General features: G+C 57.7%; 19 protein-coding genes. 13 read left to right on the top strand and 6 right to left on the bottom strand.

Going from position 1 to position 18,595, the window contains the following annotated elements; genetic code table 11:
* Positions 1–441: 441 nt before the first annotated feature.
* A complete protein-coding gene (locus tag ACYQ47_RS14925) occupies positions 442–1,194 on the top strand; it encodes a FadR/GntR family transcriptional regulator (RefSeq protein WP_244831285.1) in 753 nt (250 codons plus the stop codon).
* Positions 1,195–1,408: 214 nt separating this feature from the next.
* On the opposite strand, the gene ACYQ47_RS14930 is transcribed toward ACYQ47_RS14925, so the two are convergent.
* Positions 1,409–2,215 carry an alpha/beta fold hydrolase gene (locus tag ACYQ47_RS14930; protein WP_459905818.1) on the bottom strand — a complete coding sequence of 269 codons (807 nt, stop codon included), beginning with the start codon at positions 2,213–2,215 and terminating at the stop codon, positions 1,409–1,411.
* Between the two features lie 52 nt (positions 2,216–2,267).
* Positions 2,268–3,176, bottom strand: a complete 909-nt coding sequence (locus ACYQ47_RS14935) for an AraC family transcriptional regulator (protein ID WP_244831287.1) — start codon at positions 3,174–3,176, stop codon at positions 2,268–2,270.
* Positions 3,177–3,400: 224 nt separating this feature from the next.
* On the opposite strand from ACYQ47_RS14935, the gene ACYQ47_RS14940 reads away from it, so the two are divergent.
* The 3 genes from ACYQ47_RS14940 (at position 3,401) to ACYQ47_RS14950 (ending at position 6,686) form a co-directional block, all read left to right on the top strand.
* Positions 3,401–4,243 carry an oxidoreductase gene (locus ACYQ47_RS14940; protein ID WP_459905819.1) on the top strand — a complete coding sequence of 281 codons (843 nt, stop codon included), beginning with the start codon at positions 3,401–3,403 and terminating at the stop codon, positions 4,241–4,243.
* 162 nt (positions 4,244–4,405) lie between these two features.
* On the top strand, positions 4,406–5,047 hold the full coding sequence (locus ACYQ47_RS14945) for a carbonic anhydrase (protein ID WP_459905820.1): 642 nt from the start codon (positions 4,406–4,408) through the stop codon (positions 5,045–5,047).
* A gap of 70 nt (positions 5,048–5,117) precedes the next feature.
* On the top strand, positions 5,118–6,686 hold the full coding sequence (locus tag ACYQ47_RS14950) for a SulP family inorganic anion transporter (protein WP_459905821.1): 1,569 nt from the start codon (positions 5,118–5,120) through the stop codon (positions 6,684–6,686).
* 17 nt (positions 6,687–6,703) lie between these two features.
* On the opposite strand, the gene ACYQ47_RS14955 is transcribed toward ACYQ47_RS14950, so the two are convergent.
* Both ACYQ47_RS14955 and ACYQ47_RS14960 read right to left on the bottom strand, forming a co-directional pair.
* Positions 6,704–7,372, bottom strand: a complete 669-nt coding sequence (locus ACYQ47_RS14955; RefSeq protein ID WP_459905822.1) for an O-methyltransferase — start codon at positions 7,370–7,372, stop codon at positions 6,704–6,706.
* A gap of 84 nt (positions 7,373–7,456) precedes the next feature.
* A complete protein-coding gene (locus ACYQ47_RS14960) occupies positions 7,457–8,734 on the bottom strand; it encodes a LysR family transcriptional regulator (RefSeq protein ID WP_459905823.1) in 1,278 nt (425 codons plus the stop codon).
* A 151-nt stretch (positions 8,735–8,885) separates the two neighbouring features.
* Here ACYQ47_RS14960 and ACYQ47_RS14965 point away from each other — a divergent pair, with 151 nt between their 5' ends.
* A complete protein-coding gene (locus ACYQ47_RS14965; RefSeq protein ID WP_459905824.1) occupies positions 8,886–9,389 on the top strand; it encodes a universal stress protein in 504 nt (167 codons plus the stop codon).
* A 6-nt stretch (positions 9,390–9,395) separates the two neighbouring features.
* On the opposite strand, the gene ACYQ47_RS14970 is transcribed toward ACYQ47_RS14965, so the two are convergent.
* Positions 9,396–10,091, bottom strand: a complete 696-nt coding sequence (locus ACYQ47_RS14970; protein ID WP_459905825.1) for a GntR family transcriptional regulator — start codon at positions 10,089–10,091, stop codon at positions 9,396–9,398.
* A 220-nt stretch (positions 10,092–10,311) separates the two neighbouring features.
* Positions 10,312–11,085, bottom strand: coding sequence for a glutaredoxin domain-containing protein (locus ACYQ47_RS14975; RefSeq protein ID WP_459905826.1), 774 nt, complete (start codon positions 11,083–11,085; stop codon positions 10,312–10,314).
* A gap of 177 nt (positions 11,086–11,262) precedes the next feature.
* On the opposite strand from ACYQ47_RS14975, the gene ACYQ47_RS14980 reads away from it, so the two are divergent.
* The 8 genes from ACYQ47_RS14980 (at position 11,263) to leuD (ending at position 18,586) form a co-directional block, all read left to right on the top strand.
* Complete coding sequence (locus ACYQ47_RS14980; protein WP_459905827.1) at positions 11,263–12,150, top strand: LysR family transcriptional regulator; 888 nt, start codon at positions 11,263–11,265, stop codon at positions 12,148–12,150.
* 41 nt (positions 12,151–12,191) lie between these two features.
* Entirely contained in the window at positions 12,192–12,920 is a 729-nt protein-coding gene (locus ACYQ47_RS14985; protein ID WP_459905828.1) for a GntR family transcriptional regulator, read from the top strand.
* A gap of 283 nt (positions 12,921–13,203) precedes the next feature.
* The gene (locus ACYQ47_RS14990) at positions 13,204–14,154 is read left to right on the top strand and encodes an ABC transporter substrate-binding protein (protein ID WP_459905829.1); all 951 of its coding nucleotides are present in this window, start codon (positions 13,204–13,206) and stop codon (positions 14,152–14,154) included.
* A 92-nt stretch (positions 14,155–14,246) separates the two neighbouring features.
* The gene (locus tag ACYQ47_RS14995; RefSeq protein WP_244831298.1) at positions 14,247–15,023 is read left to right on the top strand and encodes an ABC transporter ATP-binding protein; all 777 of its coding nucleotides are present in this window, start codon (positions 14,247–14,249) and stop codon (positions 15,021–15,023) included.
* Positions 15,020–15,778 carry an ABC transporter permease gene (locus tag ACYQ47_RS15000; protein ID WP_250467965.1) on the top strand — a complete coding sequence of 253 codons (759 nt, stop codon included), beginning with the start codon at positions 15,020–15,022 and terminating at the stop codon, positions 15,776–15,778. Before ACYQ47_RS14995 ends, ACYQ47_RS15000 begins: the two co-directional genes overlap by 4 nt.
* Complete coding sequence (locus ACYQ47_RS15005) at positions 15,775–16,551, top strand: ABC transporter permease (protein WP_250510542.1); 777 nt, start codon at positions 15,775–15,777, stop codon at positions 16,549–16,551. Before ACYQ47_RS15000 ends, ACYQ47_RS15005 begins: the two co-directional genes overlap by 4 nt.
* A 2-nt stretch (positions 16,552–16,553) precedes the next feature.
* Entirely contained in the window at positions 16,554–17,972 is a 1,419-nt protein-coding gene (leuC, locus tag ACYQ47_RS15010; protein ID WP_459905830.1) for a 3-isopropylmalate dehydratase large subunit, read from the top strand.
* Positions 17,969–18,586, top strand: a complete 618-nt coding sequence (gene leuD / locus ACYQ47_RS15015; RefSeq protein ID WP_310391371.1) for a 3-isopropylmalate dehydratase small subunit — start codon at positions 17,969–17,971, stop codon at positions 18,584–18,586. Before leuC ends, leuD begins: the two co-directional genes overlap by 4 nt.
* Positions 18,587–18,595 lie beyond the last annotated feature (9 nt).

Raw genomic sequence — 18,595 nt, forward strand, 5'->3', positions numbered from 1 at the left:
GTTCGCACGAACGCAACTTGGAGGCTCTAAGCACACCGGTTTGCCGCGTAATCGGAGAGTGAGAGGCGCGACGCGGTAAGCCGGTGAACCGCTTCAGGGAGGCTCGCGAGTGCGCGAGGTGATGGCGAATCCAACGGATGCGGACGAGGATTCGCGAGCCTTCGATCGGAAGTCGACCTCTTGAAAGCGAGGCGCGCGCCTTGAATGCTTACATGCCTTGCAAAACATGACACACGCGCTTTGACTTCAAGCGGTACTTCAACTTTACGCTCGGCGAAATGGTTGATCAACAGTTTGTTACATTTTTAGTTGCCTGAACCATAACGGTTTTTTGTGTTTTGAATTGAGAGCTTAAGGCATTTTGTATTCGATCAGGCATCAGTCGTCGTACAAGCAAGTCTGCGCCCCTATAATGGCTCGTCTACCTTTTTCAATCGCCCTATGTCACCAGCTCTCGCAGCCGGCGGTCTTCGCCGCTCTCGCAATCTGACCGAGGAAGTTGTCGCCGAACTTTCGGAACGGATTCGCAGCGGCGCGCTTCAGCCTGGCGACAAGCTTCCGACCGAATCGGAGATCATGGCGCAACTGGGCGTTAGCCGTACGGTCGTACGAGAATCGATATCGCGCCTTCAAGCGGGGCGCCTCGTTCAAACGCGTCATGGCATTGGCACTTTTGTACTCGAAGCGACCGATCACGATCGCTTCCAGATCGAAGCTGCGGGCGATCTCACCGTGCGCGACGTCATGGCCATCCTCGAACTACGCATCAGTCTCGAAGCCGAGGCCGCAGGTCTCGCGGCAATGCGGCGAAGCGAAGAGAATCTGAAGCACATGCGTCATGCTCTGGACGAGTTCGAGCGGCACATTGCAGAAGGCACGGGCAACGCGGTTGCCGCAGACGTCGCATTTCACCTCGAGCTTGCCAAGGCTACGGGCAACCGTTATTTCCACAGCATCCTTAGCCAGTTGGGCAACACGATCATTCCACGCACGCGTGTAAATTCCGCTGCGCTTGCGCATAACGATCCCGGCAGTTACCTCGATCGCGTGAACCGCGAACACGAGGATATCTACGACGCCATCGAGCGGCGTGATCCGGAAGCTGCCCGCGCAGCCATGCGCATGCATTTGTCGAACAGCCGCGAACGCTTGCGGCGGTCACAAGAAACAGCGGTTAAGCCTGCGGAGGCTTGAGCCGCATTCGTCCTTCGGGCGAATGGTTTGTTTAAGCAGTCAGCCCCTAAGGGTTCGCTCGCTCGAGACGAACAACGTCGATTTGACCGCAATAAAAGATGCATTGGACCGACTGCGATCATCTGCCCAAACGCGCGGCACGGTCACTTAATCGCCGTTCGGGCTTGCGCGATGGCATCATGGCGCAGACGGCCTGTCGGTTGATCGCTCGGCTTCACGGCAGAGACGAGCGGGTAACGAAATCTGCAATTGCATCATTGACCGCCTGAGTGGCATCCCTATGCGGTGAATGTCCGCAAGCCGCTAGCTTGACGAGATGAGTGTGATTCACGGACGCCTTGATCTTGTCGATCTGAAGCATCGACGCGTATTCATCGTCGTGGCCTTGTATTGCGAGCAATGGCCGTTTGATCGAGCGAATTTCGTCTGTAATGTCCCAACGCAGAAATTCCGGATTGAGCCATGCGTCGTTCCAGCCATAAAAGGCGGAATCTGCGTCCTCATGGTAGCCAGCGAGTTTCGCTCGCAACGCACCGTGCTCATAGGCGCTTCGCACTTCCTTTATGGCTTTGACTGTGATCGCTTCCACGAACACATGTGGTGCAAGCACGATCAGTCCGGCAAGCGCTTCGGGAAAAGTGCTTGCGTAAAGCAGTGCGATTGTCCCGCCATCGCTATGGCCTACGAGCCACATGCGAGAACGTTCGAACGCATTTACCTTGAGCGCATCTAGAAGCGCAGGCAATATCTTCGTCGCCTGACGATGCATGAAGGTCACAGGCCACTTTTCATGCGGAGGGCGCGGCGTCGACCGTCCATAGCCAGGACGCGAATAGACGAGACCACGGCAGTTCAATCGGTCGCATAGCCGCTGCGGCCAGTCTTTCCACAATGCAACTGAACCCAGCCCCTCATGCAGAAATACCGCGATTGGAGCATCGATGCGCGAAGGATTGATCCACTTATATTCGATGCGCAACGGATAGGGTCCGCAGTTCAGTTCGACGAAGGCTTCGTTCATGCGTTTGGTAGCAGGATTGATCTGCGTGGAAGATTAACAGACGATCCACGCATCAATGCGATGACACGTAGCCCGAACCCGGTCCGGGATCTGGCAGCGCGAAACTGTCTTTGAGACGCTGGGCTTCATCGACGGGACTGCGCCCAAATAAACGCTTGAATTCGCGGCTGAATTGCGAAGCACTTTCGTAGCCCACTTGCGCCGATGCGACGGCTGCCGTGACATCGTTCCGCACCATGAGCAGCCGCGCCTGATGCAGCCGGGTTGACTTCAAATATTGCATTGGTGACGTGTTGGTCACGGTCTTAAAATGCAAATGGAACGCGGGCACGCTCATGTTGGCTTCGCTTGCAAGCAGCGCAACATCGAGCGGCTCATCGAAACTTTGATGGATCTTGCGCAATGCTCGCGCGACTTTCCCGAACTGACCTTGCCGTGTCAAAGCCGCGCGCACCGAAGGACCTTGTTCGCCCGTCAACACTCGAAAATAAATCTCGCGCACGAGAGCCGGCCCAAGAACCGGACCTTCGAGCGGGTCACTCATGGTTTCGAGAAAGCGCAGAACCGTCGCGCCGAGTTGTTTGTCCAGCGGCGTTGAGATCATGCCGTGAGGTTCGGACGTTACGGTTGCGCCGTGTTCATCGAGTTGCATGATCAACTCTGCTGCAACGTTGAGATCGAGCCGGAAATAGATGGCAAGCAAAGGTTTTTGCGCACTGGCATCCGTCTCCATGGAAAAGGGTACGGGCACCGACACGGCCAGGTAATGCTGCTCATCGTATAGATAAACTTGCTCGCCGAAATAGCCACGCTTGCGGCCCTGACAGACGATAACGATGCCCGGGTCATAAAGTACCGGCGTGCGACGCAGTGGTCTGTTCGAACGCAGAAAACGCACGTCTGGCAATGCTGTAAGGTTATAGCCTTCCAAAGGTGCAAGCCGCATCAGCAGCTCGATCATGCGGCGTCTAGTTTCGGTGGCTAGCGTTCGGCGGGTGATCACGGTGGCTCCGCAAGATGTGGCGACAGCCCTTAATTTGCCAGCTTTGCAGCCGTGAATCCATACGCCAATAGCTTTAGGCAAACATGCGAGAAGAACCGGCGTATCAAGAACGATGCGCGCTCTCTAATATTGGACAGGTGTTGCGGCATGGTGCGCGCGACGAGTCGGATAGGAGAGTTCACATGGAAAACACAAACGGCAAGACGTTTATCATCACCGGCGTGAGTTCGGGTTTTGGACGCGCTTTCGCGCAAAGCGCGCTCGATGCAGGACATACGGTTATCGGCACGGTTCGCAATGGTGACGCCCTCAAGGAATTCGAGGATATCAAACCCCGATCGGCACATGGAGTCGTGCTCGACGTGACGGCGTTTGACCGCATAGGCCCTGTTGTCGAGGAAGTAATGCGCACATACGGCCCGATCGATGTGCTCGTCAATAACGCTGGCTATGGCCACGAAGGCACACTTGAAGAATCGCCGCTGGAGGAAATGCGCCGGCAGTTCGATGTCAACGTATTCGGTGCGGTCGCCATGATCAAAGCCGTATTGCCTTCCATGCGGGAGCGCCGTGCCGGCCACATCATCAACATCACGTCCATGGGCGGCTTCATCACGATGCCGGGCATTGCATACTATTGCGGCAGCAAATTCGCGCTGGAAGGCATTTCAGAGACGTTGGCCAAAGAGGTCAAGGACTTCAACGTAAGAGTAACGGCCGTTGCGCCCGGATCGTTTCGTACCGATTGGGCTGGCCGCTCGATGATCAGAACGGAGCGCAGCATCGCAGACTATGACGCGCTGTTCGACCCGATCCGCGCGGCGCGTGAGGCCAAGAGCGGCAAGCAATTGGGCGATCCAGCCAAGGCCGGCCAAGCCTTGCTAAGCCTCATCGAAGCCCATGATGCACCTGCGCATCTTCTTCTTGGGAGCGATGCAATCTCTCTTGTCAAAACGAAGCTAGTGGCGCTCAACGAAGAAATCGACAAGTGGGAGCATTTGTCGCGCTCGACCGATTTTTCTTGAGCGTGTGTTAGCGTCGTCCAAGGAAAATCTCAAGAGAAATAAATAGCGAGGCGAATTATTTTCTCTTGGACGGCGCTGAACTTTCTCGGCGAAAGTGATTCGTAAGGATTCGCTGCACTGCAACGCGGGTGCAATCCATCGAATGCTCGTCATGAGAACGCCATGAATCGACCGAAACGCATGCTTCTGGAAAACATTGCCTGGGCTCGCGAAACCGCGCAGGCGGACACGCAATTTTTCCCACGCCTTGCAGAGGGGCAAAGCCCCAAGGTGTTGTGGATCGGGTGTTCTGATAGTCGCGTGCCTGCCGAAACGATCACGAACGCTAACCCCGGCGATCTTTTCGTTCATCGCAACATCGCGAACTTGTTCTCGCCGTCGGACGACAACACCATGAGCGTCCTTGAATATGCGGTGCGAGTGCTGAAGGTCGATCATGTGATCGTATGCGGGCATTATGGATGCGGCGGTGTGCGAGCATCGTTGTTGCCGCTCTCGAATGAAATACCGCACGTCAACCGCCGTATTGCCCCGGTGTGCGCTTTAGGCGAGCGGCATCGACGTGAACTCGACGACTTGGAAGAGTTCGATGCGCGCGCTGATCGCCTTGCGAAACTCAATGTGCTCGAACAAGTGCGGCTTCTGCGTCAGACGCGGATCGTAATCGATCGCGATGAGCCTCCGCTCGTGCACGGCTGGATTTTCGGCCTGCACGACGGGCTTATCAAAGTGCTTGCTTCCGGCTATGACGCGCCCCGTATGGTGCCGTTGTACGCGGAACTCGTCGAAGCCGCCGGACGCTGATTCGATCGTCGCTCATTTCATGCTGCGTGAATTCGTTAAACGTAGCAGGCACCCACATGGCTAAATCCTTATGAACCTTAGCAATCGTCTAAGCCAGTTCCCGCGCGACCTGTTTGCCGGCACAGTCGTATTTCTCGTAGCGATGCCTCTGTGTCTTGGCATTGCCAATGCATCGGGCGTGGAGCCTTTTGCGGGGCTTTTGTCCGGAATCATAGGCGGCATTGTCGTGGCATTGCTTAGCGGCTCGCAATTGAGCGTAAGCGGACCGGCAGCGGGGCTTATCGTCATCGTGGTCGATGGCATCGCGGGACTAGGCAGTTTTTCTGCATTTCTACTAGCGGTGCTTTTGTCGGGCGCAATTCAATTCGGCTTTGGCTTGCTTAAGGCGGGACGTTTTGCAGCGTATGTGCCGTCGTCGGTGATCAAGGGCATGCTTGCGGCCATTGGCCTATTGCTCGTCATCAAGCAGATACCCCTGGCCGCGGGCTTCGCCAATGCAGGCGCACCAGCCGCGAGCGGACCGGGCTTGCTCGATACGCCTTTCGGTCCGGTATCTTTCGCTGCTTGTGCCGTAGCCGTGATGTCCCTTGCCATGCTCGCTGGCTGGGAAACGCGCGCCATGCGACGTTTTGCCGTGGTGCGCGCCGTGCCCGCGCCGCTTGCCGTGGTGACGTTCGGTATTGGCGTAACGCTTTTACTCGACATGTTCGCGCCGGGCTTGGCGCCGCCCGCGCAACATCGCGTGGCATTGCCTTCGCTTGAAACGTTCGCAGCATTCACGAATGCGCTTGAATTGCCCAACTTCTCGCAATTCGTCAACCCGGATGTCTGGCGTCTCGCATTCACGCTTGCCATCGTCGCGAGCCTTGAAACTTTGTTGAGCCTGGAGGCGGTCGAGCAACTCGATCCCAAGAGACGTAGTGCACATCCCGATCGCGAATTGAAAGCGCAAGGCATTGGCAACATGATGGCGGGCGCTATCGGCGCATTGCCAATTACATCGGTCATCGTGCGTAGCTCGGCAAACGTTCACGCGGGCGCGCAAAGTCGCTGGTCTTCATTCGTACATGGTGTCTTGCTGCTTGCAAGCGTCTTTGCGTTGACGAGCGTGATCAACCTCATCCCGCTTGCATGTCTGGCTGCGATATTGATTTTCACCGGGCTCAAGCTTGCCAAGCCGTCGCTGTTTGTCACCATCGCCCGACAAGGCTTCGAGCGATTTGCACCCTTCGTCGTGACAATTGCTGGCGTGTTGCTGACCGATCTGCTCATGGGTATTGTGCTTGGCATCGCATGTAGTCTCGTGCTTGCCGTGCGCGCTAATCTCAAGCGGCCGATCACGATGACGCAGCACGACGATCATTACCTGCTCTCGTTTCGAAAGGACGTGTCGTTTCTCGGCAAGGTCACGCTAAAGCATCTTCTGCGCACCATTCCTGACAACGCGACTGTCATTCTCGATGCTTCGCGTGCGGACCATATCGACCCGGACGTACGCGAGATCATCGATGACTTCGTGAGCGAAGCACCCGCCAGAGGCATGCATGTCGAGTGCAGGCAAATGCCGCTTGCAGAAGCGCGGCTTGCCATGCCGCGCATGCGTTCACGCTGGCAGCAGTGGAGAAGGCGCCCGGCTTGAGCTTCTAATCACGCTTGCTAGCTCGTTACGATGGACAGCGAGAATCCGTCCCATCCCTTGCTGCCCACCGTTTGCACGGCGGTGGAGGAGAGCCGTGGATCGGTTGCGAGCATGTCGAAATAGGCGCGCAATCCGATCACATCGGGCTCGGTGCTGTCAGCATCGGCGATACGGCCACGACGGATGATGTTGTCGCCAACGATCGCCGTGCCCGGCTTGCTAAGGCTCAACGCGAGACGCAGATATTCGGGATAGCTTTTCTTGTCGGCATCGATGAATATGAAGTCGAAAGGGCGCATGCCTTTTCGCACGAACCCTTCAAGCGATGCGGCCGCCGCGCCGACCACGACTGTTGCAACCGAAGCAAGTCCCGCGCGTTCGAGATTCTTGCGCGCCACCTCGGCGTAGTCGGGATTGGCCTCAAGCGAAAGCAGCGTGCCGTCAGGCGGCAGGGCGCGTGCGAGCCATATGGTGCTGTAGCCGCCTAGCGTGCCTATTTCAAGGATATGGCGTGCGCCACGCAGGCGTGCGAGCAGGTTCAGCAGCTTGCCCTGATTCGGTGCGACATTGATGGGAGGCAGTCCCGACGCATTGCTCGCCGCGAGCGCTGCTTCGAGTACCTCGTCGTGTGCCTGGGTTTGCTGGCACAGGTAGGCGTCCATCGCATCCCATTGCTGCTGGTCCATCCGAAATCCTCGTCTTGAGCGAACTGCCACGATACTCCGCCCGCCGACATGCATGCAAAAAACCACGCGGTGGCATTCAAAATTTTAAACACGATGCGTCGTGCCGGTCTCTTTCCGCGCCGTTTCACGCCGCAATGTATGGCCGACCTCGTCCACCGTCAGCCGAATGGCGTCGATCAGCGCTCGGGCAGCTGGCGAGGGAGTGCTACCGGCGCGCAAGGTCAGACCGATATCGCGTTTTGTATTTTGCATCGCTATGTCGAGCACCATGAGCTGGCCCGACTCGCATTCATAATGCAATTGCTGCGCTGAGACCGCTGCGAGCATATCGGTGTTCATCAGCAAACCGCGAATGACCGCGAGGTCGGCGGTTTCGACGGTCGGCATGGGCGGCTTCATTTTCCATCGCTTGAACTGCGCCTCGAACATGCCACGCGCGGGGGCGTGGCTGCGCGGCAAAATCCATTGTGCCGAGACGAGTTCCTTAAGAGTGAGTCCGTCGATTTCGGCAAGCGGATGACCACGCCGCCCGATCACGACCATGTCCTCCGACATGAAACGTTCGTTGGTCAAACCGCTCGATGCATCGTTCTGCCGAAGCGCGCCGAGCACGAAATCGATATCGCCCGCCCGCAGGCCGGCAACGAGCGTCTCATAGGCGCTTTCGTCGGTGATGATGCGCACGCCCGGATATTGCGCGGCCACTCTCGCTATCGCGCCCGGCAGGATCAACGTACGCCCGAGCGGCAGCGAACCGACCGTGACGAAGCCCTGAATCGTCCCGCGCAATGCGGCGATATCGTCGGGAATATGGCGCAGTTCGTTAAGCGCGCGACGCACGTGCAAGACAAAAGTTTCGCCTTCGCTCGTGAGCAGCAAGCCGCGCGGGCTGCGATAAAAAAGCTGCATGCCCGCGCCCGTTTCCATGATGCGAATGGCGCTAGACACCGCGGGCTGACTAAGTCCGAGCGTCTGCGCCGCGCTCGGCATATGTCGATGACGCGCCAGCGCGGAAAACAACTGGAGGCGCCGCGTGTTCAGCAGAAACGCCGGCAGGCCGTCGCCGCTGCTGGCGCGGCGCCGTGACTGGCGCGCTGCACACCACTGTGCAAGGGTTTCCAGCTCCGTGAAGATGCGTTCGCAACGCAGAATAACGGCGCGGCCGGCCGGCGTAGGAAGCATGCCCGATGACCGGCGTTCGAGTAGCGTCTCGCCAACGGCGGCTTCGAGTTCCTGTAGCGAGCGCGTTACTGCCGACTGAGCGCGGAACAAAGCGACGGCGGCGCGCGTGGCGCTGCCCGTCTGCGCAACGAGCCGGAAAGCGCGCAGATAGGCGAGATTGAGCAGTTCGCGATGGTCCATTCGAGCCGCAATGAGGGTAGAAGCCTATCAGTTTAATTTATCGCCCCGACGTGGTGCATGCAGAATGCAATTTCCTCACTGTTTGCTAATTCTTGACGACGATGATGACGACATGCACCAACCAACAAACGTATCGACAGGAGCTAGCGCCATGTACCAACATATTCTCGTCGCCGTGGGTCCTGGCTTCAGCGAAGCCGCGTTGTCCGTCGCGATCGCGCGTTCACGTGAAAGCAATGCCCGGCTGACCATGCTGCATGTCATCGACAGCGCTCCGTGGTGGACGGCATCGCAAGCAGATGTGATTTGCTGCGATACGGTCGATCTCGTCAACCAGCTTGCGCTCGTCGTCTATCGCAGTAGCACCAAGATGCTGGAGGAGGCAGGGGTCGAAGCTCACTGGGAGACGCGCAGAACGCCTGCCGATGGTCACAACGTCGGACGTATCATCGCAGAGGCTGCAGACGAGCTCGACGCGGATCTCATCGTGCTCGGTGGCGGCAAGCGCAGTCTCTTTGGCATCGGCGTGCGACGCGTAAGCCATGTGGTGTGCCGTCATACCGACCGTGAAGTGCTGATTGCGTCGGAGCGCGCGAATGAGCGGGCTTGCACTGAAACTCTGTCACGCACGGTGTGGGAAGCAAGTCACGCGTAATCGGTCTCACACGTCGAGAATCCGGTAGCGTTGCAGGGCTTCGATCTGCGTTTGAAGGCTCCGTGCGCGATGTTCACAGCAAAGCATTTCGGCGTTCGTGGCATCGCCATTTCGCAACGCGGTGATGACATCGCGCAGGACGCTGGTGCTTGCGTCGTCGAGCTTGATGAGCTTTAGCGTGAGTTCGCGCACGCGGCGCACTTGATCGGCACATTCACCGACTATTTGCGCCAGCCTCGGGTTGTCGCTCATTTCGACGAGGTGCGCATAGAAAAGCTCGCATGCCGCCGCCCACGCATCGCGATCGTCTTTAGCAAAAGCGCGCTCCATATCCGCGCAAGATTTTTCGAGTGGTTTGATATCACGCGCGCTTGGTCTGCGCGAAGCGACTGCTGCCACCGCAGTTGCTTCGAGACTTGTCTGCACCTGGAAAACTTCTTCGAGATCCGCCATCGACACATTGCGCACGCGCACACCGTGACGTGGAATGATCTGTACGAGATGTTCGTTTTGCAGTCTGATGAGCGCCTCGCGAACGGGTGTGCGGCTTACGCCGAACATCTGCACCAGTTCTTGCTCGAGCAATTGCGTACCCGGGCGCAGCTCGTTGCGCAGGATCATCTCGCGAATTCTCTGATAGACCGTAGCGGTCGATTTTTCTCGCGGCTTGCTGATCGCTTCGGCGGTCCGGGCTTCAGCCATGATGGGCATTCCAGATGCGTTATCGCCCGGGCATGGACGAAAATCCGCCTAGGAAGACGGACGGAATGCCTTGCATTATAAGAGAAGAAGCGTCTTGTATCGCTCAACGTATACGTTATGCCGCAGCGAAAAGGCGGATGATTTGCTTAACATCAGACTAAAAAAAGCCGCCCTAGGCGGGCGGCTGAATGGGCCTGCTCGCTTCCGTCTTGGCCTGAAATTATCTGTCCCAGACTTCGTCCGGCAAAGGCAGGCCCCCGAGGTCGTCCGCGCTCAAGGGTCGGTCCACAGTGACTCCTTCGCTTTCAAGCATGAGCATTACCTGCCGGGTGTGTTGCGCGCTATGCCATGCAGTGCGTTCAAGCACTTCGTGCATTGAGCGGCGGCCGTAGTAAGTCGGCACGTCATAGGCAAGCGTGCGATCGGTTTCCTGTTCCCACCACTTTAGTAGTTCGACGCGCACGCTTTCTCCCCAACGCGCGATGTCTTCTGCGGTCCAATTGTCAGGCGGCACATCGTCAAAGCCCTCGAAGCGCAATTCAATCTGATGTGCGGCTTGCACACCCATTTCGGCGACGCGAAAGACGTGAAACGTCAAACCAGCCGGCGTGCGGTTGCGATTACGAAACGGCTGTCGAAAATGCTCAAGACCGAACTGCCTCGCATAACGCGCGTTCGACTCGAGTACGTGCGCGAGCTTTGCGACGAGCTGTTCGGGAGGCAACGGCGGCGCTGCCGTGGTCTTGAGATCGAGAAAACGGATGACGTCGTTGATGGATTGGCAAAACGTGTATCTCTGCCCGAGCGCGACCACCGGAACGCTGCGTGCACCAAGCGCCAAGAGCGCCGCGCGGCCTTCCGGATCGTTATGCACGTCAATCGATTCGTATTCGATGCCTTGACGCGTGAGAAATTCCTTGGTCCGCAGACACGACGAACATCCCGGTTGCCAGAACACGCGGATACGCGTGGCTTGAGCGACTTCGGCTTCCATTTTCATGCTCCTAAGGTCAAGGCCTTCAACGACGTCCTGGAGCTAATTCTGTTTGATGCGGTGAGTGTCGCAAAGCAACGCTTCGTCATGCCGCCATCGCGATATGCGATGACGAGTCAATTTTCAGTACACTGCGATTGCCGCTCTTAACGATCATCAACGGCCTGAACAAGCCCTATGCATTCGATCGATCCGCTTTCGCTGAGACTCTTCGTCGCGGTTGCCGAGGCGGGCACCATTGCCGCCGCGGCTGAACGTGAACACATTGCGGCTGCCGCGGTAAGTCGACGTATCAGCGAGATTGAAGCCATGTTCGGTGTGCCTTTATTGCATCGCACGAATAAAGGCGTAGTGCCGACCGAAGCGGGGGAACGGCTCGTCGCTTTGGCGCTTAGCGTGCTGCATCATTTCGACGATATTGCCCTGCAAATGCGCGACTTCACCAATGGCCTTAGCGGTATGGTGCGCATCGCGGCGAACAACTCGTCCATCGTGCAATTCCTGCCTCAAGATATTCAGTCTTTCGCGGCCAGTCATCCCAATGTTCGCTTGCAAGTGGACGAAAAGCCCAGCACGCAAGTCGTGCGCGCGATCGCCGATAACGCGGCCGACATAGGCGTCTTTACAGCCGTGCCGCATGGTCGTGCTATTCAGACGCTTCCCTATCGTACCGACAATCTCGTGCTCGTCACGCCGCCGGGTCACGCGCATTCGCTAAGAAACTCGATAGCTTTCGCCGAAGCACTAGACTTCGAATTCGTCGTCTTGCCGGCCGATACCGCTATAAGCCAATGTCTTACGCGAGCCGCAAACGAAGATGGCCGCGCCGTCAACGTGCGCATTCAGGTGACAGGCTACGATGCCCAATGTCTGATGATCGGTGCAGGCCTTGGTCTTGGTGTCATGCCCGATGCAGTCGCACGCCAACATGCAAGGTCTTCGGGGCTCTGCGTCGTCGCTTTAACGGATAAATGGGCCGCGCGTGAACTCCTGATAGGAATGCGCTCGCTCGATGCCCTGCCCGAAGCCTGCAGAAAACTCGTCGCGCATCTGGCAGCCGTATAACGTCATTGCCGGTGCTAACATCGGCTAAGGAGATGCAAACCATGAGCGCCACGCGCGTAAAGATCGTGCAGGACGAGCCACCGGTCGCAACTGCTAACGGAACGAAACCCGTCAAGCGCAACACGACCGAGCTTGCATATGCCGAATTACGCCGCAGAATCATCGAAAGCGAATTGACGCCTGGTTCCTACATGCTCGAACAGGAACTCGGTTTGATGCTGGGCTTCAGCCGCACGCCGATTCGCGAAGCCGCAATTCGTCTGCAGGGCGAGGGACTCGTGCAGATCGTGCCTAGGCATGGCATTCGTATCGTGCCAACTTCCATCTCCGACATCAGGAACATCTACCAGGTCCTCATCAGCCTGGAATCGACGGCTGCCAGCCTTATTGCGTCGAACAAGGGCGTGGACATCACACCCCTTGTCACCGCGTGCGAGGCGATGAGCGCGGCATACGAACGCGGCGACATGTTGGCTTGGGCTGCCGCCGACGAAGTCTTTCACGAAACGCTTGTCGCGCTTAGCGGGAATGCCCGATTGCAAAGCGTGGTCATGAATTGTCGCGATCAAGTGCATCGCGTGCGACGCTTTACGCAAATGGTCAAACCGCATCCGCAACCCGTGAAATCCGTGCAAGAGCATTACGGCATCATCGACGCGATTCAATGCGGCGATGCGGCAAAGGCAAGCGCGCTATATCGTGCACATCGAGAGCGCGGCTGGCGCGACCAAACTAGCGTACTGCAACAATTCGGCATTCAACAGGCCTGAAGCAGCGCCTTCCTAAGGCACGCGACAAGAGTCGAGCCAGCTCGAACACGGGTATGTCCGCCCCCGGCATTTCTGGACTTTAAAGAATTTAATGCATACATTAACTTGCACGGTTAAGGCAGACGTGCGTGCTCGATTTCGCGCGCGGCTGAATAGTCCGCTTAGTCAAGAAGCTTAAAAACATAGTGCGGCGGCATGCGACAAGCACGATGCGAGACCGCCCAACATGGATGGAGACGCCTACATGTCTGGAATACGGAAAATTGCCCGTAGTGTTCTTTCAATGTCTCTCGCTGCCGCGTCCATTTGCGCGACGCATGTGCAGGCCGCGCCGCTTACCGTGACGCATTGGGGTGACGGCATGTATGGCGTGCCTTTTGCGGTCGCCATGGAAAAAGGCTTCTTCAAGGAAGCCAACGTGGACGTAACGGGCTTCATTACATCGGAAGGCGGCGGCACCACCGTGCGCAATGCGATGGCTTCCGAAATTCCTTATGGCGAGGTCGCCCTGCCGGCCGCTATTTCCGCAGTCAAACAAGGTGTCGACCTGACAATTGTGCATGGCGGCGTGCAGAGTCTCGCCGACCTTGTCTGGGTGGAACTAAAGAACGGCACCATCACCAACATCAAACAAATGAAGGGCAAGACTATCGGCTATAGCAGCCCGAAGTCGACTACGGATACGGTCGTGACGATTGCGTTAGACCGTGCAGGTCTCGCGGGCCAAGTGCAGCGCAAGCCGGTCGGTAGTTCTAGCGGTATGCTGACTTCGCTGCAACAAGGCGCTGTCGATGTCGCTTACATGACGGAGCCTTCCTATAGCGGGAAAAAAGATCAGTTGCGCATAGCTTTTCGCTCTTCCGATATCGTGCCTAACGAGACACAGACCGTGGGCATCGTGCGCACCGACTATCTCAAGTCGCATCCCGAGGTGATACGCGGAATTATCAATGCACGTCGCAAGGCGGTGCAGTACATTGCCGCGCACCGCGAAGAATCGGCGCAGATTCTGGCGAAGCAATACAAGATGGACCCCGCTGTCGCGACGTCGGCGGTCAATAACGTGCTCGAGTCCGATCCGAAATACTGGAGCGAAGGAAGCTTCGATCGCAAAGGCATGGAAGAAGTGCTCAAGGGCCTGATACTCGTCAAGGCCATTCCGGAAAGCCCGTTCGATTGGTCGAAGATCGTCGACGAGTCTCTGCTTCCCGCCGATCTGCAAACGAAAAAGTGAGGCACGCGATGAGCGTATTGTCACGTCGCACGCGAATTTCCGTTGTTTCCACAGACGCTGCGACACAGGCGGGGGATCGTGTGCAAGCGCGCGTGACCGATGTCACGCGCATTTATCCCGGCATTGCAGGCAAGCCTCCTTTTCATGCGCTCGGCCCCGTAAGTTTGGAATTGCGCGCGGGTGAATTCTTTTCGGTTGTCGGCCCTTCCGGTTGCGGTAAGTCCACTTTGCTGGATGTGCTCGCAGGCCTTAATCCCGCAAGCGGCGGCACTGTCGAATTCGAAGGGCATGCAGTGGGACGCGAGGTTCCGGATGGCGTGGCCGTCGTGTTTCAGGAAGACGCGAGCTTTCCATGGCTCAACGTTTTTGACAACGCAGCCTTTGCCGCGCGTCGCGCAGGCGTGGCAGAGAACGAAGTAAAGGCGCGCGTCGATCATGCATTGTCTTTCATGGGTCTCAAGTCTTTCGCGCGTGTTTATCCCGCGCAACTCTCGGGCGGAATGCGGCAACGCGTTTGCATCGCGCGCGCCATGGTCGTGCGTCCGCGTCTCATGTTGCTCGACGAACCATTCGGCGCATTAGATCAGCAGACACGTCTCCTCATGGGCGATGAAATGCTCAAGCTTTGGCGCGATACGGGCGCGACCATCATGCTCATTACGCATTCGATCGACGAAGCGGTGCTGCTGTCCGATCGCATTGGTGTGATGTCGGCGTGTCCGGGACGCTTCATATCGACCATTGAAACCTGCTGGCCGCGTCTTCGCGACAGCAAGATCGCACTCGATGCGCGCTTCGGCGAACTGACCGCGCAAGTGTGGGGGCTGTTGCGCGAAGAGGCCATGAAAGCGCTAGGGAGCCAGTCATGAGCGTTGCCGCACGCTGGCGCGTGGGAATAGTCATCGGCTTCATTTTGTTGCTGGAGATAGCGACTCGTTTTGCATGGATCAATCCTGTCTCGTTCATTCCGCCTTCGCGTATGGCGGTGAGTGCCTGGGACATTCTCGCGTCAGGGCAATACACCGTGGATATCGTGCAGACGCTTAGCAGCGCATTGCTGGCGGTTGCGCTTGCGGTGGTAGTGGGCTTTATCGGCGGCGTGTTGCTGTTCAGATTGCCGCGCGCAAGGCGTGTGCTGGACCCCTTGCTGCTTTCCTACTATGCGGTGCCCGTCTTCGTGCTGTATCCGATCTTGATCGTGATCTTCGGCTTGAACCGCTGGCCTCTGGTTGGCATCGGGTTTCTCTTTGCGGTCGTCGCCATGGCCGTAAATACTTTGAATGGTCTTGAACGTGTGCCTCGTGTGCTGTTGCGCACGGCGCGCGTATGCCGCTTAAATACGCTGGACGAGGTGCGCCTCATCACCTTGCCCGCGAGTCTTCCGTTCGTATTTACAGGCATCAAGCTCACCGTGGTCTACGCGTTCATCGCGGTGGTAGCGGGTGAATTCGTGTTGTCCGGGTCGGGCTTCGGTTATCAAATCGCATTCGCCTACAACGCGTTCGACAATTCGACGATGTACGGCCTCATGCTCCTGATGCTGATCTTCGTTGCCACGCTCAACGCCCTTTTACGCACAGCGGAAACGCGTCTCTATCGGCGCATCAGAAGGGAGGCCGCATGAGCACTGTCGTCGTCACGCATACGGCAAGGCCGCGACACACGCGGCGATGGATGGACGCGCTCGTGCTCGTCGTGGTGCTGGTCGGGCTTTGGCAAGGCGCAAGCGGGTGGCTTGGCCCCGATGTGCTGACCACGCCGCTGCATACCGTCCAACGTGCAATGCATATAGTCAGCGACCCGGATTTTCCGGAAAGCCTCTATGTCACATCGCTTGCCTTTGCTTCAGCGTTCGCCATCTCTGCCGTAGCAGGCGTTTTTCTCGGTCTGCTTCTTGGCGTGCGACGCTTGGCCGGTGAGGTGATGGAGCCGCTAATGATGGGCTTTTATTCCATTCCCAAGGTCACGCTTTATCCGGTCGTGCTGCTCGCTTGCGGTCTCGGGTTATGGGCCAAGATCGTATTCGGTGTGATACACGGGATCGTTCCGATTACGCTCTTCACCATGAACGCGGTAAAGAATATGCCGCCTATATACGCACGCGCGGCCCGCACTTACCGCATGAACCCGATGGATTTCGCGCGTCATGTGTTGCTGCCCGCATGCGTGCCTGAAGTCGTAGCGGGACTGCGCATCGGCTTTTCGCTTACCTTGCTTGGCACGCTTATCGGCGAGATGTTCGCGTCGCAAAGCGGTATCGGCCGCATGTTGATGATCGCCATGAACCGCAACGAAACGAGCACGATCATGGCGCTTGCGCTCATGCTTTTCGTGTTCGCCACACTGGTGAATCTCATGTTCCTTAAATGGCAGCGTCATCTCACGCATAGCGATTGATCATGCATACGCTCTTCGACAAGTTGTGGGACAGCCATACCATTTCCCATCTCGCAGGAGGCGCCGATCTGCTGCACGTGGATCGTCATCTGATGCACGAGCTCACCGGCGTGGAAGCGGTCCGCGTGCTTGAAAAGCGCGGCCTTGGCGTGGATAGTCCCGCGCTTACCTTTGCCACCGTCGATCATGTGATTTCGACGGCCCCAGGACGCCGCGCAGGCGATGCCGACTGGAGCACCGAGATGGTCGAATCGATGCGCACGCAGATGACGCATCACGCGATTCCCATCTTTGACATAGGCCAGGCAGGCCTTCAGGGCATCGTGCATGTGATAGGACCGGAGCTCGGCCTTTCTTTGCCAGGAACGTCCATCGTTTGCGCGGATAGTCATACATGCACGCATGGTGCAATGGGCGCGCTTGCCTTCGGTATCGGTTCGACGGAGGTCGTGCATGTGCTTGCGACGCAAACCATTCGACAGAAGCGCCCAAAGACGATGCGTGTGCGCTTCAATGGCAAGCTGCGCGAAGGCGTGACCGCGAAGGACATGATTCTGTATCTCATCGGAAAGATCGGCGCGGCTGGCGGCACGGGCTATGCCGTCGAATACGCGGGCGATGCGGTCGAAGCATTGAGCATGGAAGGCCGCCTCACACTGTGCAATCTAAGCATCGAGCTGGGGTCCAAGTTTGGCCTCGTCGCGCCCGATGAAACCACGTTCGCTTATCTGCGCGACAAGCCTTATGCACCGCAAGGCGAGCAGTTCGACCAGGCTGTCGCCGACTGGAAGATGCTTGCAAGCGATTCGGAGGCACAGTTCGATCGCGAGATCGGTATCGATGCGTCGTCCATCGGCGTACAGGTCACGTGGGGCACGAGTCCCGAACACGTGATTGCGCTGGACGATGTCATACCCGACCCCGCATCGCTCGATGATGAATCGCGCCGTCATGCCGCCGAAAATGCGATCGACTACATGGGCGTGCATGCCGGACAGCATCTGGATGAACTAAGCGTGGACCGCGTATTCATAGGCTCGTGTACGAATAGCCGCATCGAAGACTTGCGTGCGGCAGCACATGTGGTCGATGGTCAGCATGTCGCCAGCAACGTGAAGGCTTGGGTCGTGCCGGGATCGCTCACGGTGGCGCGTCAAGCCGAGCAGGAAGGGCTCGATGCGATCTTCCGTGCCGCTGGCTTCGAATGGCGCGAGCCGGGCTGTTCGATGTGCGTGGGCGCAAATGGCGACGTGGTTGGGCGTGGCGAACGTTGCGTATCGACCTCGAATCGCAATTTCATTGGCAGGCAAGGTCCCGGTGCGCGTACGCATCTGGCTAGCCCTGCAGTTGCCGCAGCTAGCGCCATTGCGGGGCATATCGCCGCGCCACGTGTGCGTCAAACGGAAGGGGCGTCGCGATGAAAGCGGTGACGATCATCTCCGGAGCAGCGGCTCCGCTCATGCGAGATAACGTCGATACGGATCTCATCATCCGCATCGAAAGAATTTCGCAACTCGTGCGCGGACAGTTGGGACCTTATCTGCTCGAGACCTTGCGTTATCGCGGCGACGGTCCGCAAAGTGGTGAACGTGAGGACTTCGTTCTCAATCAGCCCGCATTCAGAAGTGCATGCACAGTCCTCGGTGGTAGCAACTTCGGTTGTGGCAGCTCGCGCGAAATGGCGGTGTGGGCGCTTGAGGAAGCGGGCATTCGATGCGTCATCGCTTCATCGTTCGGCGACATCTTCTATAACAACTGTCTTCAGAACGGACTGCTTCCTGTGCGACTCGACGCCGCCGAGATCGAGCGCATAGCGGTTGCTGCTAGCGATGGAACGCCCATCGAGGTCGATCTCGGTGCGCTCGAAATTCGCGCCCATGGGTTGGAAACGATTCACTTCGAATTCGATCCGGCACAGCAGCGAGCGCTTCTGGAAGGACTCGACGAGATCGATCAGACGCGCCTTCTTAAAGACGATATTGCGCGCTTTCTTTTGAGGGATCGAAAAGCGCGCAGTTGGGCTTACTTCGCTTGACACATCGAC

The organism is Caballeronia sp. HLA56, from assembly GCF_054655155.1.